This is a genomic window from Actinoplanes sichuanensis (genome assembly GCF_033097365.1).
Lineage (GTDB): Bacteria > Actinomycetota > Actinomycetes > Mycobacteriales > Micromonosporaceae > Actinoplanes > Actinoplanes sichuanensis.
In genome coordinates, this window is sequence record NZ_AP028461.1 from 7397141 (window position 1) to 7422073 (window position 24933).

Below are 24933 nucleotides of genomic sequence, written 5' to 3' on the forward strand. Positions count from 1 at the left end.
TTCCTGATTCGGGGGGACACCAAACATGCGCTGGTCTCCCCCGGTCCACCAAACATTGCCGGGAATTGATCCACTTCGGTGCACGGTCCGTATCGTTACCACCGTGTCCTCCGCTCTGACCAACGCGCGGGCCCTCTCCCCGTGGCGGGCCATCCTCGGATTCGGGCTGGTCAGTCTGGCCGCCGACATGGTCTACGAGGGCGCCCGGTCGATCACCGGGCCGCTGCTCGCCGGGCTGGGTGCCTCCGCGCTCGTGGTCGGCCTCGTCACCGGCGCCGGTGAGGCGGCCGCGCTGCTGTTCCGGCTGGTGTCCGGGCCGCTCGCCGATCGCACCGCCCGATACTGGGCGCTCACCATCGTCGGCTACGGGCTGACCGCGGTGTGCGTACCGCTGCTGGCTCTCGCACCGGCCCTCGGCGGCGCCGGACTCGCCGTCGCCGCCGTGCTGATCGTCGCCGAGCGGATCGGCAAGGCGATCCGCTCGCCGGCCAAGTCGGCGCTGCTCGCCGAGGCCGCCGGAGCGGTCGGGCGGGGCCGCGGGTTCGCCGTCCACAAGGCACTCGACCAGGTCGGCGCGTTCGCCGGGCCGCTGCTGGTCGCCGCTCTGGTCGCGGCTTCGGCCGGGGTGATCTGGCCGGCGCTGGCCGTGCTCGCGATCCCCGGTGCCGCCGCCATGGTGCTGCTGGTCTGGATCAGCCGGCGCTTCCCCGCCCCGGCGGCCAGGTCCTCGGCCGGTGCCGTCGACACCGGGCGGCTGCCCCGGCGCTTCCACTGGTTCGCCGCGTCGGCCGCGGCGGCCACCGGCGGGCTGGTCACCTTCGGACTCATCTCGTACCACGCCAGTCGTACCGGGCAGCTCCCGATCGCCCTGGTGCCGGTCCTCTACGCCGGGGCGATGGCCGCCGGGGCGCTCGCCGCTCTGGCCAGCGGGCACCTCTACGACAGGTGGGGCGCGCGGGTCCTCTATGCGTTGCCCGCCCTGGCCGCGGCCACCCCGGCGCTCGCCCTCTCCGACGGCACCGCCGCGATCGTCACCGGGACGCTGCTCTGGGGAGCCGCGATCGGCGTGCAGGACTCCACCGTCAAGGCCCTGGTCGCCGATCTGGTCGCGGCGCCCCGGAGGGCCACCGCCTACGGTGTCTTCGCCGCGGTGCAGGGTGTCGCCGCGCTGGCCGGCGGGGTGCTGGCGGGCGCCCTCTACGAGCAGTCGCCGGCGCTACTGGCGGTGGTCCTGGCGGGTGCGCAGGTGACCTCCGCCGTCCTGCTCACGGTGACCCTCCGCATGCGCTGATGCGGAGAATCCGCTGATCGTTCGGCCGCCGGTCACAGGATGGTCTCCTGCCGGATCGTGATTCCGGTTCCCCTGTTCCCATGCGCATCGCGCTCGTCACGGAATCGTTCCTTCCCGATGTCAACGGTGTCGCCAACTCGGTGGCACGGATGGCCGAGCACCTCGCCCGCAACGGCCACGAGCCGCTTGTCGTCGCTCCCCTGCCCCCGCCCGGATCACGGGCGCCGGTGAGCGGGCTGCCGTACCCGGTGGCGCGGGTGGCGTCCCTACCGATGCCCGGTTATCCGCAGCTACGGCTCGGGCTGCCCGCCCCGGCCCTGCACGCCGCGCTGCGCCGGCACGCGCCCGACGTGGTGCACCTGGCCAGCCCGTTCGTGCTCGGCGCGTGGGCGCAGGCGAGCGCACGCGCTCTCGGGGTGCCGTCGGTCGCCGTCTACCAGACCGACGTGGCGTCGTACGCCCGCGTCTACCGGGTGCGGCTCACCGAGCGGATGGCGTGGCGGTGGATCCGGACCGTCCACAATGCGTCCGGGCGTACCCTCGCGCCCTCGACCGAATCGGTCGCCGCCCTGGCCGCGCACGGTGTCCGACGGGTGCACCTGTGGCGACGCGGCGTCGACACCGGACGTTTCCACCCCGGGCATCGCAGTTCCGGGCTGCGCCGGGCCCTCGCCCCGAACGGCGAGATCCTGGCCGGATTCGTCGGCCGGCTCGCCGTGGAGAAGGAGATCGGGCTGCTCGCCGACGTCTCCCGGCTACCCGGGGTGCGGCTCGTGGTGGTGGGTGACGGCCCGGCCGCGCCGCTACTGCGGAGGGCGCTGCCGGACGCGGTGTTCCTCGGTGCCCGCCACGGCGCCCAGCTCGGCCGGATCTACGCCAGTCTCGACGTGTTCACCCACACCGGCCCGTACGAGACGTTCGGGCAGGCCGTGCAGGAGGCGATGGCGAGCGGTCTGCCGGTCGTCGCCCCGGCCGCCGGCGGCCCGCTCGACCTGGTCGAACACGGGCGCACCGGCTTCCTCGTGCCACCACACCGCGCCGACGGTTTCACCGCGTCGGTCGCCCGACTCGCCGCCGACCCCGAGCTGCGGCACACGATGGGCGCGGCCGGTCGCGCAGCCGTGCAGAACCGAAGCTGGGCGGCGATCGGCGACGAACTGCTCGACCACTACCGTCAGGCCCTGACCCGACCCATCCCCGCCACCGTCCCGGCCGACGCCGTCCCGGTCGCCTGACCCCGGCCCCGCCGGACCGCCCGGCGGTCGCGCCGGGGGCCGGCGCCGGGACCGGGTCGCGGTGTGGTTCCGGAACTGTCTGGTTCTGGCGGGGCGGGTCGGCGCGTACCGAAAAGGGATAACCTGCCCCGGGTGGACCTTGAGTTTTCCGACCCGTCGTTCGTCCGGGATCCCTATCCCGCTCTGGCGCGGCTGCGGGAGCAGGCCGACCTGGGTTTTCATGAGCCGAGCGGGCGCTGGCTGGCGGTCAGCCACGCGGCCGTGGACGCCGTTCTGCGGGATCGGCGGCTCGGGCGGTTCTGGCGGGACGAGGAGCCGGCCGCCGTCTTCGAGCCGTTCAATCTGCTGCACCGGCATCAGATGATGGAGAACGAGCCGCCCGTGCACACCCGGTTGCGGGCGTTGGTGGCGAAGGCGTTCGCGCGCGGCCACATCGAGCGGCTGCGAGCCACGGTGGCGGCCGAGGCGACCGCGCTGGTCGAGGCGGCCGGGTCCGATTTCGATCTGCTGACCGATCTCGCCGAACCACTGGCGGTCACCGTGATCGCCGAGTTGCTGGGCGTTCCGGCGGACGAGCGGGACCGGCTGCGGCCCTGGTCGGCGGCGATGGTCCGGATGTACGAGGTGAACCGCACCCCGGAAGTGGAGGCGGCCGCGCTGGAGGCGTGCCGGGACTTCGCCGAGTACATGCGGGAGCTGGCCGAACGTAAGGCCGCCGCACCCGGGGACGATCTGATCAGCCATCTGGTGTCGGTGCGGGACGGGTCCGACCGGCTGTCCGCGGAGGAGCTGGTGGCGTCGGCGATCCTGCTGCTCAACGCCGGTCACGAGGCGTCGGTCAACGGGCTCGGCAACGGGATGGTGGCGCTGCTCGACCACCCCGGCGAGTTGGCCCGGCTGCGAGCCGACCGGGAGCTGGTGCCGACCGCGGTCGAGGAGATGCTGCGGTACGACTCGCCGTCGCAACTGTTCGTGCGGACGGCCGCGGCGGATGTGCGGATCGGCGGGGTGACCGTTCCACAGGGGGCCGAGGTGGCGGCGCTGCTGGGGGCCGCGAACCGGGACCCGGCGGTGTTCGCCGACCCCGACCGGTTCGACGCCGGCCGGGTGCCGAACACGCACATGAGTTTCGGGGCGGGGCTGCACTTCTGCCTGGGCGCCCCGCTCGCCCGGATCGAGATGCAGGCCGCCCTGACCGCCCTGCTGGAACACGCGCCACGGCTGGAACTGGCCGAGGAACCGGTTCGCAACCCGGGGTTCGTGCTGCGCGGATACGAGTCGGTCCGGCTGGACGTGATGTGATCTCCGGACGGTAGGGTCGGCCGGTGCGGACGAAGCAGGAGCTGACCGAGGACATCCGGCGCGAACGTCGGGCGGCGCTCGTCGTGAACGCGCGGTCGCGGCGCGGGCGGCAGCTTTACGCCGACGCGCGCGCCCGTCTGCTCGCCGCCGGGTTCGAGCTGCTCGGATCGTATGCCGTGGACCGGCCCGGCGAGCTGGAGAAGTCGCTGGCGGCGGCCCTCGCGCACCACCCGGACCTGCTGGTCGCCGGTGGCGGCGACGGCACGATCAGCACGGCCGGGCGGATGCTCGCCCACCGCGACGTGGCTCTCGGTCTGCTTCCCCTCGGCACCACGAACAATTTCGCGCGTACGGTCGGAATCCTCCCGGATCTCGATGAGGCGGTGTCGACGCTCGTCGACGGCAAGGTCATCGACGTCGACCTGGGGATCGCCGGTGACATGCCGTTCACCAACCACGTCGGGGCCGGGCTGTCCGCCGAGATCATGATCAACGTGCCGAGCCGGTTGAAACGGGTGATCGGGCGGATCGCCTACCCGATCACCGCGCTCGGGCTGCTCACCAGGCATCGGCCGCTGAAGGTCACGGTCCGGGCCGACGGGCGGGAGATCGTCTATCACACCCACCAGGTCTACGTGGCCAACGGCGGCTTCCACGCCGGCCGGCCGATCACCGCCGACGCGCACGCCGACGACCGGCTGCTCGTCGCCTACCCGGTGGGTGGGGCCTCGAAGCTGGAACTGGTTCGCGAGACCGCCCGCAACGCGCTCACCGGGCATCGTCGGACGCTGCGTGAGCAGCCGTTCCTCGCGGTCGGCGAGCTGTGGCTGGAGACCGACCGCCCGGCCCACGTGGAGGTCGACGGCGAACCGTGCGGCGCGACCCCGCTACGGGTGGCCGTCGACCCCAACGCTCTACGGATCATGGCCCCGCCCGGGACCCCGGATCACTAGTTCCCCGGATCGGTGATCCTGCTCAGCCAGGTGGCCGCCTCGGACTCGGGCAGCTTCCGGTCGAGGGTGATCTCCGGGTGCATCAGCGGGTAGACGCGGCCGGTGTTCCAGGAGCGGGCGTACGACGGCTTGTCCAGCACCACCACCCGATGGCCCTCGAGCACCGGGATGTCGGCTGGGCGTCCCTCGCCCCAGATCCGTTCGCCGTCCGCACCGAACAGCTCGAACTGGCCTCGTACCCCGCCGGACGGTTGCATCTCCGGGCCGTCGGTGGCGGCGGCGATCCAGGCCGGCGCCGGACGGGTGCCCTCGATGAGGCCCTGTGCCGGGTCGCCGATCAGGGTCGCGGCCAGCAGGGTGTGCAGCTGGAAGTTGTCACCGACCCCACTGACGGTCAGGCGGAACGCCCGGCCGGTCGGGCGGTGGATGACCAGGAACGGCTCGTCGTCGAGCACCTGGAGCAGCCCGAACATCCACGGTGCGGCATCCGCGTGGTCGGTCATCGCGTCGGCCGCGGCGGCCAGCCGCTCCCGGCCGGGGAAGGCCTGGCGCACCCGCTTCTGCTGGAGCGGCAGGAGCAGGCTCGGGATCCACTCGTCGACGGTAAAGAACGACTCGGTGATCCGGATGCCCTCCTCCCGGGAGATCCCGGCCTGTGCGGCGGCCCGGGCGGCCCGGTCGATCAGCGCGTCGGCCTCCTCCTGGCTGCCCGGAGCCTCGAACCCGCCGCCGTCCTTGTCGGCCAGGACGGGGAAGCGGGCGGCGTGCTCGAGCCCGTCGGTGACCCGCTCGACCAGGACCTCCAGCAGGACGAACGGGTCGGCGCCGGCCTCGACCAGCCCGGCCGCGACCTGGGCCAGCTGACCGCCGTTGCCGATCGACACCTGCCGGACCGCGGGGAGCAGCCGGCGGACCCCCTCGGTCAGCTCGGCCGGGCCGGCCCCGTCGAGGGAACGGATGATCCCGCGCATCGCCGCCGCCGACGCGTCCTCGTCGAGGGCGATGACACCCTGGGCCAGATCCTCGCAGAAGTCCGGCAATGTGCGTTTCTTACGCCTCCACCACATCGGCGCATCGTAGAAGCGCGATGCCGGGGTCCGCAGGGGACCCCGGCATCTGCCGCGATTCGGCGCTGTCAGGCGTTGGCCGTCGCCTTGTCGTCGGGCACCGCGCCGGTGGCCGTGGCACCCTCCGCCTCGGCGATGATCTGCTTGTCCTCGGCGGCGTGCTTGCGGTACTGGAGCACCGAGTAGACGATCGCGGCGGCCCAGGCGACGTAGATGACGGCGTAGAAGACGTAGCGGACCGCGTCGGGGGCGTCGATCCAGTCGCTGCGCAGCAGGGACCGGGTGTTGGTCAGGATGATCACACCACCGACCGCGGCGCCGAGGACGCGCGGCGGGATGTGCCGGACCAGCCAGGCGGCGAGCGGGGCGGCGATCACGCCACCGATCAGCAGGGCCAGCACCCAGCCGTAGTCGATGTTCTCGCTGCCGATGCCCCAGATGAAGCCGAGGCTGGCGGCGATGGCGACGAGGAACTCGCTGGTGTCGATCGAGCCGATCGTCTTGCGGGGTTCGAGCCGGCCGCTGGCCAGGATCGCCGGGGTGCCGACCGGGCCCCAGCCGCCGCCACCGGTGGCGTCGACGAAGCCGCCGACCAGGCCGAGCGGGGTGAGGAACCGCTTGCGCAGCGGCTTGCCGAGCTGACCCTTGGGCAGGCCCTGGAAGGTGAACCGGATGAACACGTACAGACCGAGGACCAGCAGGATGACCGCCATCAGCGGCGCGGCGACCTCGGTGGAGATGTTGGAGAGCACGGTGGCCCCGGCGAAGGCGCCGATCGCGCCCGGGACGCCGATCTTGAGGACGACCTTCCAGTCGACGTTGCCGAACCGCCAGTGCGAGATGCCGGAGACCAGGGTGGTGCCGATCTCGGCGAGGTGCACGGTGGCCGAGGCGGCCGCCGGGTTCGTGCCGATCGCCAGGAGGAGCGTGGTCGAGGTCACGCCGTAGGCCATGCCCAGGCTGCCGTCGACGAGCTGAGCACCCAGCCCGACCAGGGCTAGGAGGAGGAGCTTCTGCATGTCGGACCGCCGGAGTGGGAGGGGGAATTCCTAGTTCTTGGATCGGAGAATAGAAGCCTAGCTAGCCAGTAGGCAAGCAATCAATTGCCACGGATGTCGACAGACATGTTGCAGAATGACCACCGTGAGTGACGCTGATGACGTGCGCCGGGTCGCGCTCGCCCTGCCCGAGGTCGAGGAGATCGACAGTGACGGCTTCGACTTCCGGGTCTCCGGGAGGGGATTCGTCTGGTCATATCCGGAACGTCTACCCGGAAAACCGCGGGTGATCCGTACGGATGTGGCGGTTCTGTTCGTCGGCGACGAAGCGGAGAAACAGGCTCTGCTACTCGGCGAGCCCGACATGTTCTTCACCACACCCGGCTACGACGGGCTACCACTGGTGATGTTGCGACTGGAGCGGGTCACACCCGAACGGCTGAGGGAGCTGATCACGGATGCCTGGCGGATGCGGGCCCCGGACGAGATCGAGGCCGGCCTGACGGCCGGCCTCGAACAGGAATCACGCTGATCGAACGCGCACTGCGGCGGGCGGCGCCCCGCGGCACGGACCGCGGGCCGGGCGCGCGGGCGTCAGGCGGCCGGCGTGGTGGTGCTCGCGGCCTTGCGGTAGGCGAGCAGGCCCAGGATCAGGCCGGCCAGACCGGCGACCAGGCCGGCGATGCCCCAGGCAGCGCCACTGTCGCCGGTGTCGCCCTCCTCGGCGGCCGCGGCGGCGGTCGGGGTGGGCGCGGCCGCGGACGGGGCCGCTCCGGCGGCGGCGAGCTTCAGGACCGGGGCCGGGCTCTCCGGCTCGGTGCCGTCGGTGGCGGGCTCGTCGATCCAGCGGACCACGGTGCCGTCGGAGTACGTCTGGAGCGCCTTGAAGACCAGCTGGTCGACCTCCGGCAGCGGCCCGAGCGACACGTCGAACTCCTGGAAGGTGCCCGGCTTGATCTCCGAACCGGCCGCCGCGGTCCAGGTGATCTTGCTGACCGCCTCGGTGATCTCACTCTCGTGGACCTTGACCGGGGTGGCCAGCTTCGACTTCTCGGCGACCGCGGTCCAGCCCGGCACCGGCTTGACCGACACCGACCCGATCGGGCTCTCCGCCGGCAGGTTGACCTCCAGTTTGGTGGTCGACTCGCTGTCGCTCTCGTTCGGGACCCGGAACGACACCTTCGTGTAGCCGCCCTGGGTGGCGGTACCCGGGTTGACCGTCACGTGCGCGGCGGCCGGCCCGGCCACGCCGAGCACGAACACGGCGGCGACGGCGGAGATGGTGGCGACGCGCCGCAGCGCGGACTGCTTCATGGGGGACCCCTTCACGCCTTGCGGCGACGGATGAACAGGAAAGCGGCGCCGGCGGCGAGGACGACCACGATGCCGGCGATGAGACCATACAGCGTAGAATTTGACGACTCTTCGGACTTTTCCGCCAGGTCGACGGTGGCCGGGGAGGTGGTGGCCGGGGAGGTGGTGGCCGAGGAGGTGGTCGCCGCGGGCGCCGGCTCCGTCGTCGCCGCAAGGGACGGCGGGGCGGACGACGGCTCGACTGCCGCCGGGTCGTTCACGGTGAACTGGTACGACCCCTTCACGGTGTGCCCGTCCGTGGAGACGACCTGGTAGGCCACCGTGTAGACACCGTTGACGAGCGGCGCGCCGAAGGTCACCGAGCCGGTCGCCCCGTCCACCTTCGGGTCCGAGGTCGCCACCTTCGCCTTGGCGGCGTCACTGACCGTGATCGTGGTGTAGTCGGGGTTCAGCTTCTGCAGGAACCGCAGCTTCACCTCGGAGGGCGACTTCTTCAGGGTGGCGTTCTTCGCCGGGTTCGCCTCGGCCAGCGCGTTGTGCGCCCACGCCGGAACGCCGGGCAGCAGCACGGCGAGCAGCGCGGCCAGGGCCAGCAGGGGCCGGCTCAGGCGGGTGGCCGCTCGCCCGGAATGGCGAAGACCGCGGATCCGATCGGTGTGGTCCATTCGTTCAACAGGTCCTTCTGGGCAGTGCCCCACGGGGTGGCGGTACCCCACGAGATGGGGAGGTCGGTGACGCCCGTTAGTCGCCGGTCGGCGGGCCGTAGTTCCCGGCTCATCGATCTCAAGTGCCTGAAAAGTCTCTGGGAACTTCGGGGCCACATCCGGCGACCAATGCTGCGACGCCGCCAAGGCCCGGGCGTCGACTGCGTTTCCCCCTGGATGCCGGCGCACTTCCGCGCCGCCGACACCCTGACGAGGACAGCCGATGGCCGTGACACCCGAACTGACCACCGCGCCGGTGACCCCGGCGGCGCCGCCGGCCCGCGGTTCGCGCCGCACCGGCGCGTTCGGCGCCCTGCTGTTGCGCCTGCACTTCTACGCCGGCGTGCTGGTCGCCCCGTTCCTGGCGGTGGCGGCCCTGACCGGGCTGCTCTACACGGCGACACCACAGCTCGACGGCATCCTGTACGGCGACAAGCTGACCGCCGCGACCACGAGCGGCCCGGTCCTCCCGCTGGCCGACCAGATCGCCGCCGCCCGAGCCGCCCACCCGGACGGCACGATCGCGGCAGTGCAGCCGGCCGACGGCGAGCAGACCACCCGGGTCGTGTTCGCCCAGCCCGACCTGGGCGAGAAGCAGCACACCGTCTACGTCGACCCGCACACCGGCACGGTGCAGGGGCAGCTGACCACCTGGTACGGCTCGACGCCGGTCACCACCTGGCTCGACGACCTGCACCGCAACCTGCACCTGGGCGACCTCGGCCGCAACTACTCGGAACTGGCCGCCAGCTGGCTGTGGGTGCTCACCCTGGGCGGGATCGTCCTGTGGTGGCGGCGCCGGCGCAGCGTACGCAAGATGCTCGCTCCCGAATTGTCGGCGAAGAAGGGCGTGCGCCGGACCCGGGGCTGGCACGCCGCGACCGGCCTGTGGATCAGCCTCGGCCTACTCATCCTCGCCGCGACCGGTCTCACCTGGTCGCGCTGGGCGGGCGGCAACTTCGAGATCGCGCTCGACGCCCTGGACGGTCGCCGCCCGGCCCTGGAGGTTCCCGGGGCCACCCCGTCCGCCGGTGGCCACCACGGCGCCGGCAGCGAGGCGCCGGTCGCGGTGGACCCGGCCCAAGCCGACACCGTCCTGCGGGTGGCCCGGGACAACGGCCTGTCCGGCCCGGTCGAGCTGAGCCTGCCGGAGACCGGTGGCGCCGCCTGGACCGTCTCCGGCATCGACAACACCTGGCCGGTCAGCCTGGACCGGATCGCCGTCGACCCGGCCACCTCCACCGTGGTCGCCCGCAGCGACTTCGCCGACTGGCCGGTGTTGGCCCAGCTCACCAAACTCGGCGTGCAGGCGCACATGGGCATCCTGTTCGGCATCGTCAACCAGCTGCTGCTGGCCGCACTCGCGATCGGTCTGCTGTCGGTGATCCTGTGGGGCTACCGGATGTGGTGGCAGCGACGGCCGACCCGGGACGACCGCCGTGCCGTGGTCGGCGCCGCACCGGCCCGGGGCGCCTGGCTCGGGCTGCCCGCGTGGGCGATCGTGGTCGGCGTGCCGGTGGTCTTCGCGCTCGGCTGGGCACTGCCGCTGTTCGGCATCCCGCTGGCCGCCTTCCTGGTGGTCGACGCCCTGCTGTCGCTGCGCGGCAGACCGTCACACGGTTCTTAGATCCAGGGTGTGCCAGACGGCCGTCTCCTGGGTGCCGGTCGACCACCAGAGCATGCCGTCCTTGGTGGCGGCCAGGTCGGCCCCCGCCGAGAGAGTCACGGTCCGGCCCGTCGTCAGGTCGTGGACGACGAGGCCGGCCGTGCCGGTCAGGTCGAACTCCGGCCCCGGCTCGGAGAGGATCTCGAACCGGTCCAGCACGGCGACGTCACTGACCGCGGCCTGGGTGCCGGGTCCGGCCACCCGGCGACGGTCGGTGCCGTCCGGGCGCATCACGTCGATCCGGGCCAGGCCCTCACCGTTCATCACCATCACCCGGCACCAGGTGGGGGCGCACATCCCCCACTCGGCGCCGGAGAACGGCACCCGCACCTCCCGGCCGGTCGTCATCTCCCGCATCCGGACCTGACCGGACTGGGCGCCGGTGTCGTCGGTGAGCCACGGCCACGCCGACAGCGACCAGCGGCCCGGCTCCTCCCGGACGTCCACTTCGCCGCCGGTCAGCGCGACCGACCGGATCTGGGTGGTCTTGTCGCCCTCACCCGCCACCCAGTGCACCCGGCCGCCGTCCACGACCAGGTCGTACTGGTTGCCGTAGAACAGCGTGTTGCCGGTGTCGGCGGTGATCAGCCGGGCGTCGCCGCCGTCACGCCGGACCGCCCAGATCTCCACCGGACGGCTGCCCGACGACTCGGCCCAGATCAGCTCGTCACCGGAGACGGTCATCGCCTCGAACCGCGGGTCGTCGGCGGCCGGCAGGCGACGCAACTCGCGGGCGATACCGGCCTTCTCCACCAGCAGCCGTACGAAATCGCCGTCGGTCACCTGGCCGACCGCGGTCGTCGCGTCCAGGAACAGCAGCGGCTCGACGGTCAGGTCACGCAGGTCGGCGCGGGCCGCCGCCGGCCACTCCTGCTCGGCGGTGGGCCGGACGGCCGACGTCACCGGGGCGGCGGGCTGCTCGGGCAGGCCACCGGCGAGCAGGGCGCCGGCCGCGAGCAGGGCCACCCCGAGGGCCACTGTGGAGCGGGCGCTCATTCGTACTGCTGCTTCGGTGCGCTGACCGGCTGCCACTCAGTCACCTGCAGGAACGCGACGTCGGCCTGGTTGACCGGGTCCTTGCCACGCTTCTCGGTGTAGGTCCCGGTGACCTGCAGCCACGTCCCGGCCGGCACGTCCATCGGCGGGCCGCCGGTCAGGCCCACCTTGATCGGGCGACCGTCGGCGGCACAGCAGCTCACCACGATCCGGGCCAGCATCGGCACCCCGTCGTCGCCGGTGGTCACGAAACCGGTCAACTGCAGGCGGCGGCCGGTCAGGCTGCGGCCCTCGTCGTAGATCACCCGGGAGGCGTAGTCGAGCAGACTGACCGTGGTCGGGTCGCCCTCGGGCAGGGGCGGGTAGTCCGACTCGGCACCGATCTGCACCGTGCCGGTCTGCTCGGCGGTGTACGACCCGAGGGCCGGGGGCGCGATCAGGAGCAGGCCCAGCACCGGGAGGATGAGCAGCCAGCCGACCTGCGGCTCGTGATGGTGGCCGTGCTCGTCGTGCGGCTCGTCCGGGCCCCGCCGGCCGCGCAGGTCATACCAGAGGGTCGCGGCGGCGGCGAACACCAGCAGCGCGCCGGAGGCGATCAGGAACGGTCGCAGCGCCTCCTGCACATAGCGCAGGTAGAGGTCGGTCAGCGACGCCTTCAGGATCGCGCCGCCGAAGAGGAACAGCACGACGGCCTGGGCCTGTTTGTTCACCGGCAGCAATCTACCGTGCGGCGTGGATCACGGGCTCGCGGCCAGGAACAGGAACACCGCGGCGAGGCTCAGATGCAGGCCGCCCTGGAGGATGTTGGCCCGGCCCGGCACGATCGTCAGCGTACCCACCGCGACGGTCAGCACCAGCAGCACCATCTCGGTGCCGCCGAGGCCCAGCAGCAGCGGCCCGTCCAGCCAGATCATGGCCACGCTGATCGCCGGAATCGTCAGGCCGATGCTGGCCATCGCCGAGCCGAGGGCCAGGTTGAGGCTGGTCTGCATACGGTCCCGGGCGGCGGCGCGGACCGCGGCGATGGTCTCCGGCAGCAGCACCAGCAGGGCGATCACCACACCCACGACGGACTGCGGCAGTCCGGCCGCGGCCACTCCCGACTCGATCGCCGGCGACACGCCCTTGGCCAGTCCGACCACCGCGATCAGGGCGACCAGCAGCAGGCCGAGGCTGTGCAGAGCGGTCCGGCCGGACGGCGGGTCGACATGCTCCTCGGCGTCGATCACCTCACCGGCCGTGGTGATCGGCAGGAAGTAGTCCCGGTGCCGACGGGTCTGCACCGCCACGAACAGCAGGTAGAGGCCGAGCGACACGACCGCGGCGAAGGCCAGCTGGGCCGGGCTGAACTGGGGTCCGGGCCGGCTCGTGGTGAACGTCGGCAGCACCAGGCTGAGCGTGGCGATCGCGGTGACCGTGGCGAACGCGCCGCCGGTGCCCTCCGGGTTGAACACCGCGAAACGCCGGCGCAGCGCACCGACCAGCAGGGACAGGCCGAGGATGCCGTTGCAGGTGATCATCACGGCGGCGAAGACGGTGTCCCGGGCCAGGGACTGCGCCTTCTCCCCGCCGCTGACCATCAGCGTGACGATCAGCGCGACCTCGATGATGGTCACCGCCACGGCGAGGATCAGTGAGCCGTACGGCTCCCCGACCCGGTGCGCCACCACCTCGGCATGGTGCACCGCGGCCAGCACCGCGCCCGCCAGCAGCAACGACACCACCGCCACGAGCGCCGTCGGCAGATCCCGGCCGAAGGTGAGGATCAGGGTGAACAGGGCCAGCAGTGGGACGTACAACGTCCAGCGGGACATCACCCGTCCGACTCTGCCCTACTCCCGCTCGACTCGCCGGACTTGTGCCCATCGCTGTGCCCCAGCGATCGACCCGGGGCGATCCGGTCGCGGACCAGACGCTTGAGATGGACCAGTTCGGGGAAGCCGCCCTCGGCCTTGCGCGACCACAGGGTCTCCGCGCCCAGCCGGACCTCGAAGACGCCGCCGACGCCCGGGACCAGGGCCACCTCGCCCAGGTCGGTGGTGAACGTGGTGAGCAGCTCCTGCGCCGTCCAGGCCGCCCGCATCAGCCAGCGGCACTGGGTGCAGTACTCGATCTCCAGGCGGGGTTCGCGAGTCGTCACAGGTCAGCAGTATGCCGGACCGCGGCCGTCATGCATTATTCACGGGATCTATCTTTCGTTAAGGAGTTGCCTTGAAGCGACGCTGGATCCCGGTCGCGACCACCGTGGCGGTGCTGGCCGCCCTCACGGCCTGTAGCGGCGCCGAGGAGGCCGCCACGAAAGCCGTGGAGGCCCGTGATTTCGTGGCGCTCGGTGACTCGTACGCCGCCGGGCTGGGTGCCGGGAACTACGGGGAGAGCACCACCTGCGTGCAGAGCAAGGACGGCGGCTATCCGCACCTGTGGGCCACGCTGCGCACGGTCGCCTCGTTCGGCACCATCACCGACGCCACCTGCGCCGGCGCGAAGATCAACGATGTCCGGTTCGAGCAGCTCCGGGCACTGAACGAGAAGACCGGCTGGGTGACGCTGACGGTCGGCGGCAACGACGCGGGCTGGACCAAGTCGCTCCAGACGTGCCTGCTGGGTACCGACGCGACGTGCAAGACGTCGGTCGACACCGCGGTCACCACCGTCGAGAGCGCCCTGCCGGCCGAACTGGACGCGCTCTACCAGATGATCAAGGAGGCGGCGCCGAACGCGAAGGTGTTCGTCACCGGGTATCCGCACCTGGTGGCCGCGCCGGGTGCCGCCGGGGTGTCCTGCGACGCGCTCGGCGACGCCCGACGCAAGGCCCTCAACGACGGCGCCGACTCGCTCGACGAGCTGATCGAGGGCCGGGTCAAGGCGGCCGGCTTCACCTTCGTGGACGTACGCAAGGCCTTCGAGGGTCACGAGGCGTGCACCAAGGAGCCGTGGATCCACGGGCTGCGGGACAACCTGTCCGAGTCGTACCACCCGACTCCGGAGGGCCACAAGGCGTACGCCGCCGCCCTGTTCGCCGTCACCGGCTGATCGTCTGGTGTTTGCGTGGTGTACGCCTTCCCACGATGGGATGGGGCGTGCACCACGCCAACCACTACTACGGGCACTCCTTCGTGCTGGCCCGGTACTGCGGATTCGAGGCCGATCCGCCACGGATCCACGGCTACCTGCAGCACGGCTGGAACATCGGCGACGGCCTCGCCCCCGACCACGAGTTCGTCCCGGGTGTCCCGACGTTCGTCTGGAGTGAACGGACCCGGCGCCGGGCCTGGTCGATGGGCCGCCGGCAGGTGCACGTGGTGGGTGCCCCGTGGGCGTACCTGACCGCGATGGAACCCGAGGCCGACGACGCCGAACGGGACGGCACCATCTGGTACCCGTTCCACGGCTGGGAGGGCCAGCACGTCGAAGGTGACCACGACCGGCTGATCGCCGAGATCCGCGACACCGAATCCGGGCCGGTCACCGTCTGCCTCTACTGGCAGGAATATCGCACCGTACGGGTTCGGCGGCGCTATGAGCAGGCCGGCTTCCGGGTGATCTGCCACGGCTACCGGGGTGGCTGGTGGAAGGACCTCGACCCCGGATTCCTGGCCCGGCAGCTCGCCGAACAGCGCCGGCACCGCCGGGTCGCGTCGAACCGGCTGTGCTCCGCCGTCTTCTACGGCATCCTGGCCGGCTGCGAACCGGCCGTCTACGGCGATCCGATGCAGCTGCAGGGCGAGCAGGACCTTTTCGGCGGCCGGAACCGGATCCGCCGCCAGTGGGCCGACCTGCACGGCCCGAAGATCGACACGGCCACCGCGCACGCCATCGCCGTCGACGAGCTCGGCGCCGACCGTACCCTGTCCCCTGCCGAGCTCCGGCACCTCTTCCACTGGACCACGACATGACGGCGCTTCTTCTCGGCGGCGAGATGCCGCACTGGTCGGACCGGTCCCCGGCGCGTGGCGCGCCACTGCGGGAACTCGCCGCCACCGCCCGCGGACACGTCCTCGTGGTCGGGCCGCACGAACCGGAGCTCATCGAGGCGATCCCGGCGCGGCAGGTGACCGTGCTGGTGCGCGGGGTACCGGACGCCGACGAGCTGGCCGGGCGGTGGGCCGGGCGCGCCGGGATCCAGGTCTGCTGCGGGAGCCTGGCGAAACTCGCGGCGGTTCCGGCGTACGACACCGTGGTGGCCCTGGACGGGCTGGACCGCACCGGCTCCACCGAGACCGCCGACCTGCCGTGGGCGGCCGGGGTCGCCCAGTTGCTGGCCGTGCTGCGTCCCGGTGGGCGACTGCTGTTGTCGGTGGCCAACCCGGTCGGGTTGCACCGTCTCTACGCGGGCACCGGAACCCCCGGCGACGAGGCCTGGTCGGCTTTCCCGGCCACCGACCCGACCCGACCCGCCGGCCTCGAACGGCTCCGCGCCCACCTGCGGTCGGCCGGACTCGACGTACTGCGGGACTGGGCGGCCCACCCGTCGCCCGAGTCGCCGTCGGTGCTGCTCGACGAGGACGCGCTCACCGATCCGAACCTGCACGGGTACCTCACCTCGGCGCTGCGGCGGGCCGGACTGCCCGCCGGGCCACTGCTCGCCGACTCCCGGCCGCTCGCCGCCGACCTGCTGCGTCACGGGCTGGCCGGTGGACTCGCACCCGCCTGGATCGTCGTCGCCGCGTACCCGGGCCATCATCCGTCGCCCCTGCCGGACGGCCTGCTCGGGCAAGAGCGGCTGGTGCGTACCGCCTCGGGTTGGACCGTCGGCACCCTCGGCCCGGTGCCGCCCGGAATCTGTCTCCACGACGCCCTGCTGGCCGCCGCCCGCTCCGGCGACCAGCCGGAGTTCCGCACCCTGCTGACCGCCTGGCAGTCCGGCCCGCACGCCGCCCACCCCGCCGACGCCCTGCTCCGCACCCCCGACGGCACCCTGCTCCCGACGACCGACGCCCCCGCCGGCACCCTGTCGCCGGCTCCCGGCCAGTCACCGCTTCAGCAGCTCGCGGCCGCCCTGCACGACGAGGGCCTGGCCCACCTGTGGCCGGTCGAGGGCACGGACTCACTGCTGGCGGCCATGTCCGGACTTCCGGTGGATCCGGCTCCGGCCCCGAGGCCGACCCCGTCGACGTTGCGGGAGCTCACCGCCGCACACGACCGTCTCGCCGAGCAGTTGGCCGAGGCCAAGGCGCAATTGACGTGGTACGAGCAGAGGACCGCCACCCTTCAGTCCGACCTCTCCCGAGCCCACAAGATCATCACCGTCCTGAAGGCGACCACGGGCGGCCGTGCGGCGACCGCCGTCCTGGGCGGCGTCCGCCGAGGCAAGCACCTGGCCAGGGCCGCACTACGCCGTCTCAGCTGACCTGGTCGTAGAGGGACTCCAGCCGGAGCGTCTGGGTGGCCAGGTTGAAGTGGGCGGCGACGTGTTCGCGGGCCTGGGCGCCCATCCGGTGGCGCAGTTCGGCGTCGCCGAGGAGGTGGGCGATCGATCCGGCCAGGGCGGCCGGGTCGCCCTCCGGGGTGAGCAGGCCGGTCCGGCCGTCGAGCACCGCCTCCGGGATGCCGCTGTGCCTGGTCGCGACCACCGGCAGGCCCAGGGCGGCGGCTTCCAGGATGGTGGTGGGCAGGCCTTCGGTGTCACCGTCGGGGGCGGTCTTGGACGGGGCGGCGAGCATCCGGGATTCGGCGAGGTGCCGCTGGACCGACTCGGGCGCCAGGCCGCCCACGAAGGTGGCGTCGAGGCGGAGTCGAGAGGCGAGGGCACGCATCTCGGGCAGCAGCGGTCCGTCGCCGATCAGCAGCGCCCGCGGGCGTGGCGAGTCGAGCAGGGACAGGGCGGTGAGCAGATCGTCGACGCCCTTCTTGGCCACGAGACGGCCGACGAACACGACGTCCCAGCGTTTCGGCACGACCGGGACGGCGGGTGGGACGGTCACGCCCGTGTAGTGCACGCGTATCCGAGCGGGGTCGGCGCCGCACGCCTCGGCCCGGTCACGGATCACTTCGGAGACCGCGATGACCAGGGCGGCCCGGCCGAAGACCGATCGCAGGTTCCGGCGGTAGCGGAGTCCATGCAGGCCGGAGCTCTGCGGCTGCCGGGTCACGTCGTGGCCGTGGACGGTGACGATCAGCGGAATGCCGAGTTGCCGGGCGGTCCGGCTGATCAGCCAGCCGTCGCCGCCGAAGTGGGCGTGCACCAGTTCGGGGCGGACCCGGGCGAGCACCGCCCGCAGGCGGGGTGACGTGCCGCCGAGCCGCAGGCCGAGGAATTCGCGGCGGCCGGCCGGGCCGTCCGGGAAGACGATCACGTCGTCCGGGCGGGACAGGGCCGAGTCGATGCGGGTGGCGCCCAGGTAGGCCGGTTCCCAGCGGGTCAGGGCGTCGCCCTGGGCGCGGATGAACGTCTCCGAGCCGAGCAGCATCGCGCTGCGCCAGACGGCTACCCGCCGCCGGTCAGGCGACATCGACCGGCTCGGGCGCGGGGGTGGTGTTGTCGGCGGCGGAACGGCGGCCCACGACGAGATCGCGCAGGCGGGCCCGGACGGCCGGCGGCAGGGCCCAGATCTGCAGGTGGGTGAGGTAGTCGAGGGCGCCCGGGCGGCCGTGGCGGCGGGCTTCGGTGAGGAGTTCGCGGAAGTGACGGCCCGCCCGGCCGGGCGCGGCCATCGAGCTCATCACGCTGAGGGTGAAGGCGGCGTACGCCCGCGGGGTGAACAGGTGGCGGTTGTCGCGCAGCCATTCGAGCTGTTCGTCGTAGGGGTTGTGCAGGCTGATCCGCTCCCGGTCCTCGTCCTGGTGCCAGAGCACGAGCGGTTCCTCGGCGTAGAGCAGCTCCACACCGTCCTCCCGGACGGCCCGCAGCGCCCAGTCGAGTTCCTGCTGGCGGCGCAGCCCCACGGTGAACGGCACCCGCCGGAACAGGTCGGTGGGCGCCATGATCGTGGAGGTCTGGATGAAACCGTCGCCGTAGAAGAGGCCACGCCGGACGGTGAAGTATTCGCTGAGGGGCTCACCGGCGGCGGGCAGCCGGCGGGGCATGACCGAGTCGGCGCGGGGAGTCCGGTTGATCAGCCGGGTGGCGACGATCGGATGGGTCGCGTCGGAGCCGGCGGCCAGCGCGAGCTGCGTCTCGATCTTGCCGGGCAGCCACTCGTCGTCGTCGTCGAGCAGGGCGGTGAACCGGCCGCGGGCCTCGGCGGCGCCGACGTTGCGGGCGTGCGGGGCGCGGCCGCGTTCGGGCAGGACCACGACGCGTAGCCGGTCGTCGCCGACGGCGGCGAGGGCGGTGGTGGTGTCGTCGTCGGGACCGTCGACCACGACGATCACCTCGAGGTCACCGTGCGTCTGCGCGAGAGCACTGCGAACCGCGCGGACGGCCAGGTCCGGGCGGTTGCACGTGGGGATGACGACGCTGACGTCCGGGAGTGCAGGCATGAGTCGACTCGCTTGGGCTGGGGCGCCACCGGGGGCGGGGCGCGGCCGGGCGTGATCGAGTCGAAGCTATGGGCGGTGGGCGGCGGCAGAGTTAATGCCGGACGCCGTGCCGGCGAGCAGAAGAGTGCCGAACGGCACACGGAAGCCGAACAATCGGTGTCACCCGAAGTCCGGTTTGCTCCCACGCGAAGACCAGGGATCCGGGACCGACGCCCGGCTCGACTTCGACCTGAACATCTTCATCACCGGCGTGGAGCGGCTTTTGGGTGTTTAGTCTCGATCTGGTGGAACAGGTGATACTCGCGCCGATCGACGGGCTGACCGAGGCGGAGGCTGAGGCCCGACGGCGGCGCGGTGAGGCGAACACCGCCGTGCAGGGCGGGTCGCGCGGTTACGGCGAGATCCTGCGGACCAACGTCTTCTCGTTCTTCAACCTGATCCTGTTCGTGATCGGCGCCGCCCTGCTCAGCCTCGGCCAGTACAGCGACGCCCTGATCAGCGTCGGCCTGGGCCTGATCAACGCGGTGATCAGCGCGGCTCAGGAGATCCGCGCCAAACGCAAACTGGACCGGCTGCAACTGCTGGACCGGGGCGGGGTGCTGGTCGTCCGGGACGGCCGCGAGGTGGAGATCGCCCCGGACCGGGTGGTTCGCGGTGACGTGCTGCGGGTGCGGCCGGGTGACCAGATCGTGGTGGACGGGCCGCTGCTGGACGGCGGCCGGTTGGAGGCCGACGAGTCGCTGCTGACCGGCGAGTCCGACCCGGTGGTCAAGCACCCGGGCGACGACCTGCGTTCGGGCAGCCTGTGTGTGGCCGGTGACGGGCACCAGCAGGCCCGAGACGTGGGGGTGCACAGCTACGCGGGCCGGCTGACCGCCGAGGCCCGGCGTTCCACCACCGACCGGACCCCGCTGCAGCGCAGCATCGAGTTCATCGTGCGGGTCGTGATGGCGCTGACCGCGCTGATGAGCGGCTGCATTCTGGCGCAGGCGGCGCTGGAGGGGTTCAGCGTGCTGCGGGTCGTCCAGATCACCGCGGTGCTGTCGGGTCTCGTACCGTATGGGCTGTTCTTTCTGATCGCCCTGGCCTACACCGCCGGTGCCGTCCGGATCGCCCGCAGTGGGGCGCTGGTGCAGCAGGTCAACGCGGTCGAGTCGGTCAGCAACGTGGACGTCGTCTGTACCGACAAGACCGGCACGCTGACCACCGGTCAGCTGACCCTGGAGGAGATCGTCCCGCTCGGGGTGCGCGAGTACAACGAGGCCGCCGAGGCGCTGGGCGGGCTCGCCCACAACGCCACCACCCCGAATCTGACCTGTCTGGCCATCGCCGGGTCGCTGGGCGGGCCGGTCTGGGAGGTCCGTGACGAGGTGCCGTTCTCGTCGTCGCTGCGCTGGTCCGGGATGGTCACCGAGTCCGGCACGTGGGTGTTGGGCGCCCCGGACGCGCTGGCCGACCGGTTGCGGCAGCCGGTGGAGGCCACCGAGATCATCGACCGGACCGGGCGCGGGCTGCGGGTGCTGCTGCTGGCCCGGACCGAGGAGCCCGAGGCGGGTCTGCGGGACGCGGCGGGCCGGCCGGACCTGCCGATGCTGGAGCCGATGGCGCTGGCGGTGCTCGCCGACGAACTACGCGAGGACGTGGTCGAGACGGTGGCCCGGTTCCAGGCCGACGGGGTGGATCTGAAGGTGCTGTCCGGCGACGACCCGCGGACGGTCGCGGCGATCGCGGCCCGGGCCGGGCTGGGCGGCGCCGACCCGGTGCCCGGCCGCGACCTGGACGACCTCGACGATCCGGGGCTGGACCGACTGGTCGCCCGGACCAGCGTGTTCGGCCGGGTCGCCCCGGAGCACAAGGAACGCATCGTCAGGTCGCTACGCCGGCAGGGCCGCTACGTCGCGATGATCGGCGACGGGGTGAACGACGCCCGCGCCCTCAAGCAGGCGCATGTCGGCGTGGCCATGCGCAGCGGCAGCGCGGTGACCCGGGACGTCGCCGACATCGTGCTGGTCGACGACAGTTTCGCGGCGCTGCCACCGGCCCAGCACGAGGGCCGGAAGATCATCAACGGCATCGGGATCTCGTTGTACGTGTTCCTGGCGCGTGTGGCCAGTCAGGGCCTGGTGATCCTGGCCGTGACGATGCTGCAGTTGGGTTTCCCGTACTCGCCGACGCAGGTGGGCCTGACCATGTTCACGGTCGGCATCCCCACCGTGTTCCTCACGTTCTGGGCCGGGCGTGGCCGGCCGGACCCGGACATGCTGCGCAACCTGGTCCGGTTCGTGGCGCCCGCGTCGGTGGTGACCGCGACCTTCGGCACGGCCATCTACACGGCGCTGTACAGCATGATCTCGCACGGGTTCCAGCCCGGTCGCACCCCGGCGCGGATCATCCACGAGTTCGAGAAGACCACCGGCCTGACGTACGGGGTGGACGCCGACTTCACCACGGCGTCGGCGACGATCCTGGCCCAGACCGGCCTGTCGACGTTCTTCTGTTTCGCGTCGTTCCTGCTGATCCTGTTCCTGGCGCCACGCTCGCGGGCGTTCGCGGCGTGGACCGCGCCGACCGGTGACAAACGGCCGGCGCTACTGGTGCTGGGACTGTGTGTGGTGTTCAGCGCGATCCTGTGCGTACCGGTGCTGTGGAACTATTTCGGTCTGATGGGCCCGTCGAAGCCGGTGTTCTTCGTGGTGCTGCCGGCGCTGATCCTCTGGTATCTCACGCTGACCGTGGTCTTCCGGTTCCGCCTTTTCGACAGGCTTCTCGGCCTGGACGAACCGCGGCGCTGATTCCTCTCAAGTCGGGGCGGGCCGTGCCGACGGTCGGCCCGGTCGTTACCGGAGGAAGGACCCGGCCGGCTGTCATGGGGGGCCATGGACAGCCGGCCGGGTGTCACCCGGTGATGAACTGGTGCGTGGCCAGGAACCGGGTGCGTTCCCGGATCAGGGTGGTCAGGTTGTCGGCCTCGGTCTTCACAGCCGCGGGGTCCGCGCCGTCGACGGTGCCGATCACCGTCGTGATCGCGGTGATCGTGTTGAGCGCCGCGGCATTGCCGTAGATCTTGTTGAACAGCTCCTTGTACGCCTTCCGGTAGACGTCCTGGTAGGCCGCGGCGGCCAGGAAACGCTCCTTGAGTTTGTGTCCGCTCATGAAGCCGCCCCGACCGCCGCCCCCGCCCTGCGGCATCTGTGGCATCTCCATGCCCTCCGGTGGCTGGAAATCGCCGCCGCCGGGGAAACCGCCGCCGCCGCGCATCCCACCGCCGCCCATACTCACCGACTGGGACGGGTCCTGGTCGGCCGCGCCGGACAGGGTCAGGTTGTAGTCCCAGCCGACGACCGAGAACCTCTTGGTGTCCAGGTCGTACCAGAGGTAGTAGTTGCGGCCCGGTCCGGCCATGTCGTCGAAGTTGACCAGCAGGTTCTGGGTGGCGACGTAGCGGGCGAACGACTCGACGTCGACGTGGTCGGCCAGCTTCGCGTCGAATTCGGCGTCACTGGCGCTGTTCACCCACTGGATCAGGTCGATGACCGGTTGGAGGTCCTGGCTGCCCTTCTTGTTGATCTGCTTGAAGTCGTCGGCGTACTCGGTCGGGTCGTCGCCCTGGTCGGTGAACCGACTACTGGCCAGGCTCTTGTAGAGCACTCCGGAGTGGCCGGTGGCGGTGGCCACGGTGTCGGCGAACTCGTCGTCCGGGTGCTCGACCAGCAGCCGGGCGGTGGTGGGGCGGTCGTTGACGGTGAAGCTCGTGTAGGCGTACCGCTGAGTGATCTCACCGGCCGCCGCGAGGACGTTCAGCGAAACGGCCTCGTTGAGCACCGCGGCGCCGCCGCCCATGCCGCCGACGCGCACCGCGATCTCGCGGTGTCCCTGGTAGCGGCGCCCTTCGACGAACTCGTCGAAGCGGATCAGCCAGGGCAGAGTCTCCGGTTCCTCGGCTTTGAGCGAGGCGCGGCCGCCCATGCCCATGCCGCCTCCTCGGAAGCCGCCCCCGCCCTGCGGAGCGGCACCGCCCTGCGGAGCGGCACCGCCCTGCGGAGCGCCTTGGCGGGCGCCGCCGAAACCGCCGCGCTGGCGGGACTCGCCGTTGCGGGTGACGCTCTGCAACGTCGAGTTGCCCTTCAGCCGGATGCCGACGCTCGGGATGACCGTGCCGTCCAGGGTCAGGTCGGCCTCCAGGTATTCCTTCTCGTCGTCGTTCCAGAAGGCGTCGAGCACCCGCTGGTAGTCGTCGTCGTGGAAGGTCAGCTTGACGGTGTGCGCCGTGGTCGCGTCGAACAGGTCGGTGGTGCCGGCGAGGTTCACCGTCACCTTGTCTCCGTCCTCGTCGCCGGCGCTGGTGACCAGCGGGGCGACCCGGACCGTGCTGAACACCACGGCGAACGCCAGCAGGGTCGCCGCGCAGGTGGCGAGCAGTTTCCAGTAGTGCCGGACCCGCACCGGGATCCGGTGGACCAGCCGGCGCTTCATCAGAGGTCCGTCTGGTCGTACCCGGTCAGAACCGTGACCCGCTGTCCGCCGGTGCGCTCGCCGAGCTTGCCGATCAGCTCGCCGGGTTCGGTGCCCTTCTTCAGCCGGACCGTGTACATCAGCTCGGTCAACGCCCCGCCGCGGATCGACTCGATGCTGATCAGTTCGAACTCCGAGGTGAGGGTGATCAGCACGTCCTGGATGTTCTGCGTGTAGTTGCCGTCCGGCGGCACCTGCACCTTGACGACCTGGCGCTGCACGTTGGAGGCGAACCAGTTGAACCGGTACATCACCAGGATGACCAGGCTGATCGCGACCGCGGCCACGATCGCCAGCGTGTAGAAGCGGGTGCCGGCGGCCATCCCGACGCCCATCACCAGGAAGATGAACCCGACGTCGCGGGTCTCCTTGATCGCATTCCGGAACCGGACCACCGACAACGCGCCGACCAGGGCGAACGCCCGCGCGATGTTGGAGCCGACGACCAGCATGATCAGCGCGATCAGCATGCCGAGGATGACCAGCGTCTGCACGTACGACTGGGAGTACGACACGTTGCGATGGGTGAACCGGTAGACCCAGGCGATGAACGCGCTCAGCAGGAACGACAGCGACAGCGCGATGGCGATGTCACCGACACTGAACGTGCCGGACAGGTCCTGTACTTCGAAGGGCATGATATTCAGACCTCGACAGTCTCGGAATCGGGACTGTGCCCGATTTCAGGAACATGGAAGATCGAACGCGGGGCCCTACCGAAGGCCTCGACGCTCTGGCAGTACTTGGAGACCCGCACGATCGACATGTTCATGCGGGCGGCCAGATCGGTGAGCCAGTACGGCACCCGCTCGTTGGCCTTGAACTCGACCACGGACAGGCGGGCCGGCACGATCAGCCGGTTCTCCGCGTCGGCGGCGAAGTGGAAATCGCGGTCCCGGCCGCGGACCCGGTGGTCGAGGGTGACGCGCAGGCCCACGTCGGCGTCCCGGCCGACATACGCCTCCCGCTGGTAGCCGGTCATCGCGACCGGCCGCAGGTCGAGCACCGAGATCAGCTCCAGGACCTCCTCCAGGAAGGCGGCCTGTCGCGGTTCATGGTCCACCATCTGCCGGCCGTCACAGAGATCACGGGCCAGGTGGTACGGCAGCGCCACCCGCCGTTTCTGGGTGACCCGGTTGACCCGCTGCTTGATCTCGACGTGCACCGTCGTGTCGTCGCTGACGTCGTTCCGGTCGCCGTAGTGGCGGACCCGAAGTTTCCGGCGGAACTTCAGACCCTCGATCTTCTCCCAGTAGAACCGCAGGTCACGGGTGTCGTAGTAGGTGCTCCACACCCCGTAGCCGCGTTCGGTGCCGTGGCTGTCGGCATCCATCCGGGCGACCAGTTCCCGGCGCAGGTCCGGGACCTGATCGCTGGGCAGCAGGTACTTGATCTCGTACCGGTTGAACGAGTGCAGGGACGTCATGCCCCATATCTAGGGATAACGAAGACAGAGAAACCTCGATGAATCCT

Annotated in this window: 23 protein-coding genes; 10 read left to right on the forward strand and 13 right to left on the reverse strand. The window is 71.3% G+C overall.

The annotated features are described in order from the left end of the window. Window positions 1-187: 187 nt before the first annotated feature. The 4 genes from Q0Z83_RS34010 (at window position 188) to Q0Z83_RS34025 (ending at window position 4781) form a co-directional block, all read left to right on the forward strand. Entirely contained in the window at window positions 188-1291 is a 1104-nt protein-coding gene (locus tag Q0Z83_RS34010; protein WP_317797183.1) for an MFS transporter, read from the forward strand. A gap of 80 nt (window positions 1292-1371) precedes the next feature. Beyond that, complete coding sequence (locus tag Q0Z83_RS34015) at window positions 1372-2526, forward strand: glycosyltransferase family 4 protein (RefSeq protein ID WP_317787339.1); 1155 nt, start codon at window positions 1372-1374, stop codon at window positions 2524-2526. A gap of 132 nt (window positions 2527-2658) precedes the next feature. Continuing rightward, window positions 2659-3828: a cytochrome P450 gene (locus Q0Z83_RS34020; RefSeq protein ID WP_317787340.1), complete on the forward strand. Its 1170-nt coding sequence runs from the start codon at window positions 2659-2661 to the stop codon at window positions 3826-3828. Between the two features lie 23 nt (window positions 3829-3851). Then, complete coding sequence (locus Q0Z83_RS34025) at window positions 3852-4781, forward strand: diacylglycerol/lipid kinase family protein (protein WP_317787341.1); 930 nt, start codon at window positions 3852-3854, stop codon at window positions 4779-4781. On the opposite strand, the gene Q0Z83_RS34030 is transcribed toward Q0Z83_RS34025, so the two are convergent. Together Q0Z83_RS34030 and Q0Z83_RS34035 are read right to left on the reverse strand one after the other, a co-directional pair. Further along, window positions 4778-5848, reverse strand: a complete 1071-nt coding sequence (locus Q0Z83_RS34030) for a hypothetical protein (RefSeq protein ID WP_317787342.1) — start codon at window positions 5846-5848, stop codon at window positions 4778-4780. The genes Q0Z83_RS34025 and Q0Z83_RS34030 overlap by 4 nt on opposite strands. Before the next feature lie 68 nt (window positions 5849-5916). Next, entirely contained in the window at window positions 5917-6867 is a 951-nt protein-coding gene (locus Q0Z83_RS34035) for a sulfite exporter TauE/SafE family protein (protein ID WP_317787343.1), read from the reverse strand. A gap of 124 nt (window positions 6868-6991) precedes the next feature. Between Q0Z83_RS34035 and Q0Z83_RS34040 the strand changes: the two genes are divergently transcribed. After that, window positions 6992-7378, forward strand: a complete 387-nt coding sequence (locus Q0Z83_RS34040) for an MmcQ/YjbR family DNA-binding protein (protein WP_317787344.1) — start codon at window positions 6992-6994, stop codon at window positions 7376-7378. Window positions 7379-7440: 62 nt separating this feature from the next. Here the strand turns inward: Q0Z83_RS34040 and Q0Z83_RS34045 are convergent, their stop codons facing one another. Continuing rightward, on the reverse strand, window positions 7441-8160 hold the full coding sequence (locus Q0Z83_RS34045) for a YcnI family copper-binding membrane protein (protein WP_317787345.1): 720 nt from the start codon (window positions 8158-8160) through the stop codon (window positions 7441-7443). A gap of 11 nt (window positions 8161-8171) precedes the next feature. After that, window positions 8172-8825, reverse strand: coding sequence for a copper resistance CopC family protein (locus Q0Z83_RS34050; RefSeq protein ID WP_317787346.1), 654 nt, complete (start codon window positions 8823-8825; stop codon window positions 8172-8174). Window positions 8826-9087: 262 nt separating this feature from the next. Here Q0Z83_RS34050 and Q0Z83_RS34055 point away from each other — a divergent pair, with 262 nt between their 5' ends. Beyond that, window positions 9088-10491 (forward strand): PepSY-associated TM helix domain-containing protein, encoded by a 1404-nt coding sequence (locus Q0Z83_RS34055; RefSeq protein WP_317787347.1) that lies wholly within the window; start codon window positions 9088-9090, stop codon window positions 10489-10491. Here Q0Z83_RS34055 and Q0Z83_RS34060 read toward each other — a convergent pair. From Q0Z83_RS34060 to Q0Z83_RS34075, 4 genes are read right to left on the reverse strand one after another with little or no spacing between them, the layout of a single operon-like run. Beyond that, window positions 10477-11526 carry a hypothetical protein gene (locus Q0Z83_RS34060; RefSeq protein WP_317787348.1) on the reverse strand — a complete coding sequence of 350 codons (1050 nt, stop codon included), beginning with the start codon at window positions 11524-11526 and terminating at the stop codon, window positions 10477-10479. The two genes, Q0Z83_RS34055 and Q0Z83_RS34060, sit on opposite strands and share 15 nt — an antisense overlap. Beyond that, entirely contained in the window at window positions 11523-12236 is a 714-nt protein-coding gene (locus Q0Z83_RS34065; RefSeq protein WP_317787349.1) for a TIGR03943 family putative permease subunit, read from the reverse strand. The genes Q0Z83_RS34060 and Q0Z83_RS34065 overlap by 4 nt, the downstream gene beginning before the upstream one ends. 27 nt (window positions 12237-12263) lie before the next feature. Then, on the reverse strand, window positions 12264-13340 hold the full coding sequence (locus Q0Z83_RS34070) for a calcium:proton antiporter (protein WP_317797184.1): 1077 nt from the start codon (window positions 13338-13340) through the stop codon (window positions 12264-12266). Next, window positions 13340-13666 (reverse strand): SelT/SelW/SelH family protein, encoded by a 327-nt coding sequence (locus Q0Z83_RS34075; RefSeq protein ID WP_317787350.1) that lies wholly within the window; start codon window positions 13664-13666, stop codon window positions 13340-13342. Before Q0Z83_RS34075 ends, Q0Z83_RS34070 begins: the two co-directional genes overlap by 1 nt. Before the next feature lie 71 nt (window positions 13667-13737). On the opposite strand from Q0Z83_RS34075, the gene Q0Z83_RS34080 reads away from it, so the two are divergent. The 3 genes from Q0Z83_RS34080 to Q0Z83_RS34090 are packed head-to-tail and all read left to right on the forward strand — an operon-like array spanning window position 13738 to window position 16876. Continuing rightward, entirely contained in the window at window positions 13738-14559 is an 822-nt protein-coding gene (locus Q0Z83_RS34080) for an SGNH/GDSL hydrolase family protein (RefSeq protein WP_317787351.1), read from the forward strand. A gap of 47 nt (window positions 14560-14606) precedes the next feature. Further along, entirely contained in the window at window positions 14607-15422 is an 816-nt protein-coding gene (locus Q0Z83_RS34085) for a hypothetical protein (RefSeq protein WP_317797185.1), read from the forward strand. After that, window positions 15419-16876, forward strand: coding sequence for a methyltransferase domain-containing protein (locus Q0Z83_RS34090; RefSeq protein WP_317787352.1), 1458 nt, complete (start codon window positions 15419-15421; stop codon window positions 16874-16876). Before Q0Z83_RS34085 ends, Q0Z83_RS34090 begins: the two co-directional genes overlap by 4 nt. Here Q0Z83_RS34090 and Q0Z83_RS34095 read toward each other — a convergent pair. Then, complete coding sequence (locus tag Q0Z83_RS34095; protein ID WP_317787353.1) at window positions 16869-17978, reverse strand: glycosyltransferase; 1110 nt, start codon at window positions 17976-17978, stop codon at window positions 16869-16871. The two genes, Q0Z83_RS34090 and Q0Z83_RS34095, sit on opposite strands and share 8 nt — an antisense overlap. Further along, complete coding sequence (locus tag Q0Z83_RS34100) at window positions 17968-18948, reverse strand: glycosyltransferase family 2 protein (RefSeq protein WP_317787354.1); 981 nt, start codon at window positions 18946-18948, stop codon at window positions 17968-17970. Before Q0Z83_RS34100 ends, Q0Z83_RS34095 begins: the two co-directional genes overlap by 11 nt. 284 nt (window positions 18949-19232) lie before the next feature. On the opposite strand from Q0Z83_RS34100, the gene Q0Z83_RS34105 reads away from it, so the two are divergent. Next, entirely contained in the window at window positions 19233-21740 is a 2508-nt protein-coding gene (locus Q0Z83_RS34105) for an HAD-IC family P-type ATPase (RefSeq protein ID WP_317787355.1), read from the forward strand. Window positions 21741-21843: 103 nt separating this feature from the next. Here Q0Z83_RS34105 and Q0Z83_RS34110 read toward each other — a convergent pair whose 3' ends face one another. From Q0Z83_RS34110 to Q0Z83_RS34120, 3 genes are read right to left on the reverse strand one after another with little or no spacing between them, the layout of a single operon-like run. Then, window positions 21844-23421: a CotH kinase family protein gene (locus Q0Z83_RS34110; RefSeq protein WP_317787356.1), complete on the reverse strand. Its 1578-nt coding sequence runs from the start codon at window positions 23419-23421 to the stop codon at window positions 21844-21846. Beyond that, window positions 23421-24098: a DUF4956 domain-containing protein gene (locus tag Q0Z83_RS34115; RefSeq protein ID WP_317787357.1), complete on the reverse strand. Its 678-nt coding sequence runs from the start codon at window positions 24096-24098 to the stop codon at window positions 23421-23423. The genes Q0Z83_RS34110 and Q0Z83_RS34115 overlap by 1 nt, the downstream gene beginning before the upstream one ends. Window positions 24099-24103: 5 nt before the next feature. Beyond that, window positions 24104-24886, reverse strand: a complete 783-nt coding sequence (locus Q0Z83_RS34120; RefSeq protein WP_317787358.1) for a polyphosphate polymerase domain-containing protein — start codon at window positions 24884-24886, stop codon at window positions 24104-24106. Window positions 24887-24933: the final 47 nt, after the last annotated feature.

Excerpts from the sequence above, each read along its gene's own strand:
- Q0Z83_RS34095 (WP_317787353.1), bottom strand. The coding sequence starts at position 17,978 with ATGTCGCCTGACCGGCGGCGGGTAGCCGTCTGGCGCAGCGCGATGCTG.
- Q0Z83_RS34035 (WP_317787343.1), bottom strand. The coding sequence starts at position 6,867 with ATGCAGAAGCTCCTCCTCCTAGCCCTGGTCGGGCTGGGTGCTCAGCTC.
- Q0Z83_RS34110 (WP_317787356.1), bottom strand. The coding sequence starts at position 23,421 with ATGAAGCGCCGGCTGGTCCACCGGATCCCGGTGCGGGTCCGGCACTAC.
- Q0Z83_RS34055 (WP_317787347.1), top strand. The coding sequence starts at position 9,088 with ATGGCCGTGACACCCGAACTGACCACCGCGCCGGTGACCCCGGCGGCG.
- Q0Z83_RS34070 (WP_317797184.1), bottom strand. The coding sequence starts at position 13,340 with ATGTCCCGCTGGACGTTGTACGTCCCACTGCTGGCCCTGTTCACCCTG.
- Q0Z83_RS34120 (WP_317787358.1), bottom strand. The coding sequence starts at position 24,886 with ATGACGTCCCTGCACTCGTTCAACCGGTACGAGATCAAGTACCTGCTG.
- Q0Z83_RS34045 (WP_317787345.1), bottom strand. The coding sequence starts at position 8,160 with ATGAAGCAGTCCGCGCTGCGGCGCGTCGCCACCATCTCCGCCGTCGCC.
- Q0Z83_RS34115 (WP_317787357.1), bottom strand. The coding sequence starts at position 24,098 with ATGCCCTTCGAAGTACAGGACCTGTCCGGCACGTTCAGTGTCGGTGAC.
- Q0Z83_RS34010 (WP_317797183.1), top strand. The coding sequence starts at position 188 with ATGGTCTACGAGGGCGCCCGGTCGATCACCGGGCCGCTGCTCGCCGGG.
- Q0Z83_RS34050 (WP_317787346.1), bottom strand. The coding sequence starts at position 8,825 with ATGGACCACACCGATCGGATCCGCGGTCTTCGCCATTCCGGGCGAGCG.
- Q0Z83_RS34090 (WP_317787352.1), top strand. The coding sequence starts at position 15,419 with ATGACGGCGCTTCTTCTCGGCGGCGAGATGCCGCACTGGTCGGACCGG.
- Q0Z83_RS34015 (WP_317787339.1), top strand. The coding sequence starts at position 1,372 with ATGCGCATCGCGCTCGTCACGGAATCGTTCCTTCCCGATGTCAACGGT.
- Q0Z83_RS34060 (WP_317787348.1), bottom strand. The coding sequence starts at position 11,526 with ATGAGCGCCCGCTCCACAGTGGCCCTCGGGGTGGCCCTGCTCGCGGCC.
- Q0Z83_RS34030 (WP_317787342.1), bottom strand. The coding sequence starts at position 5,848 with ATGTGGTGGAGGCGTAAGAAACGCACATTGCCGGACTTCTGCGAGGAT.
- Q0Z83_RS34100 (WP_317787354.1), bottom strand. The coding sequence starts at position 18,948 with ATGCCTGCACTCCCGGACGTCAGCGTCGTCATCCCCACGTGCAACCGC.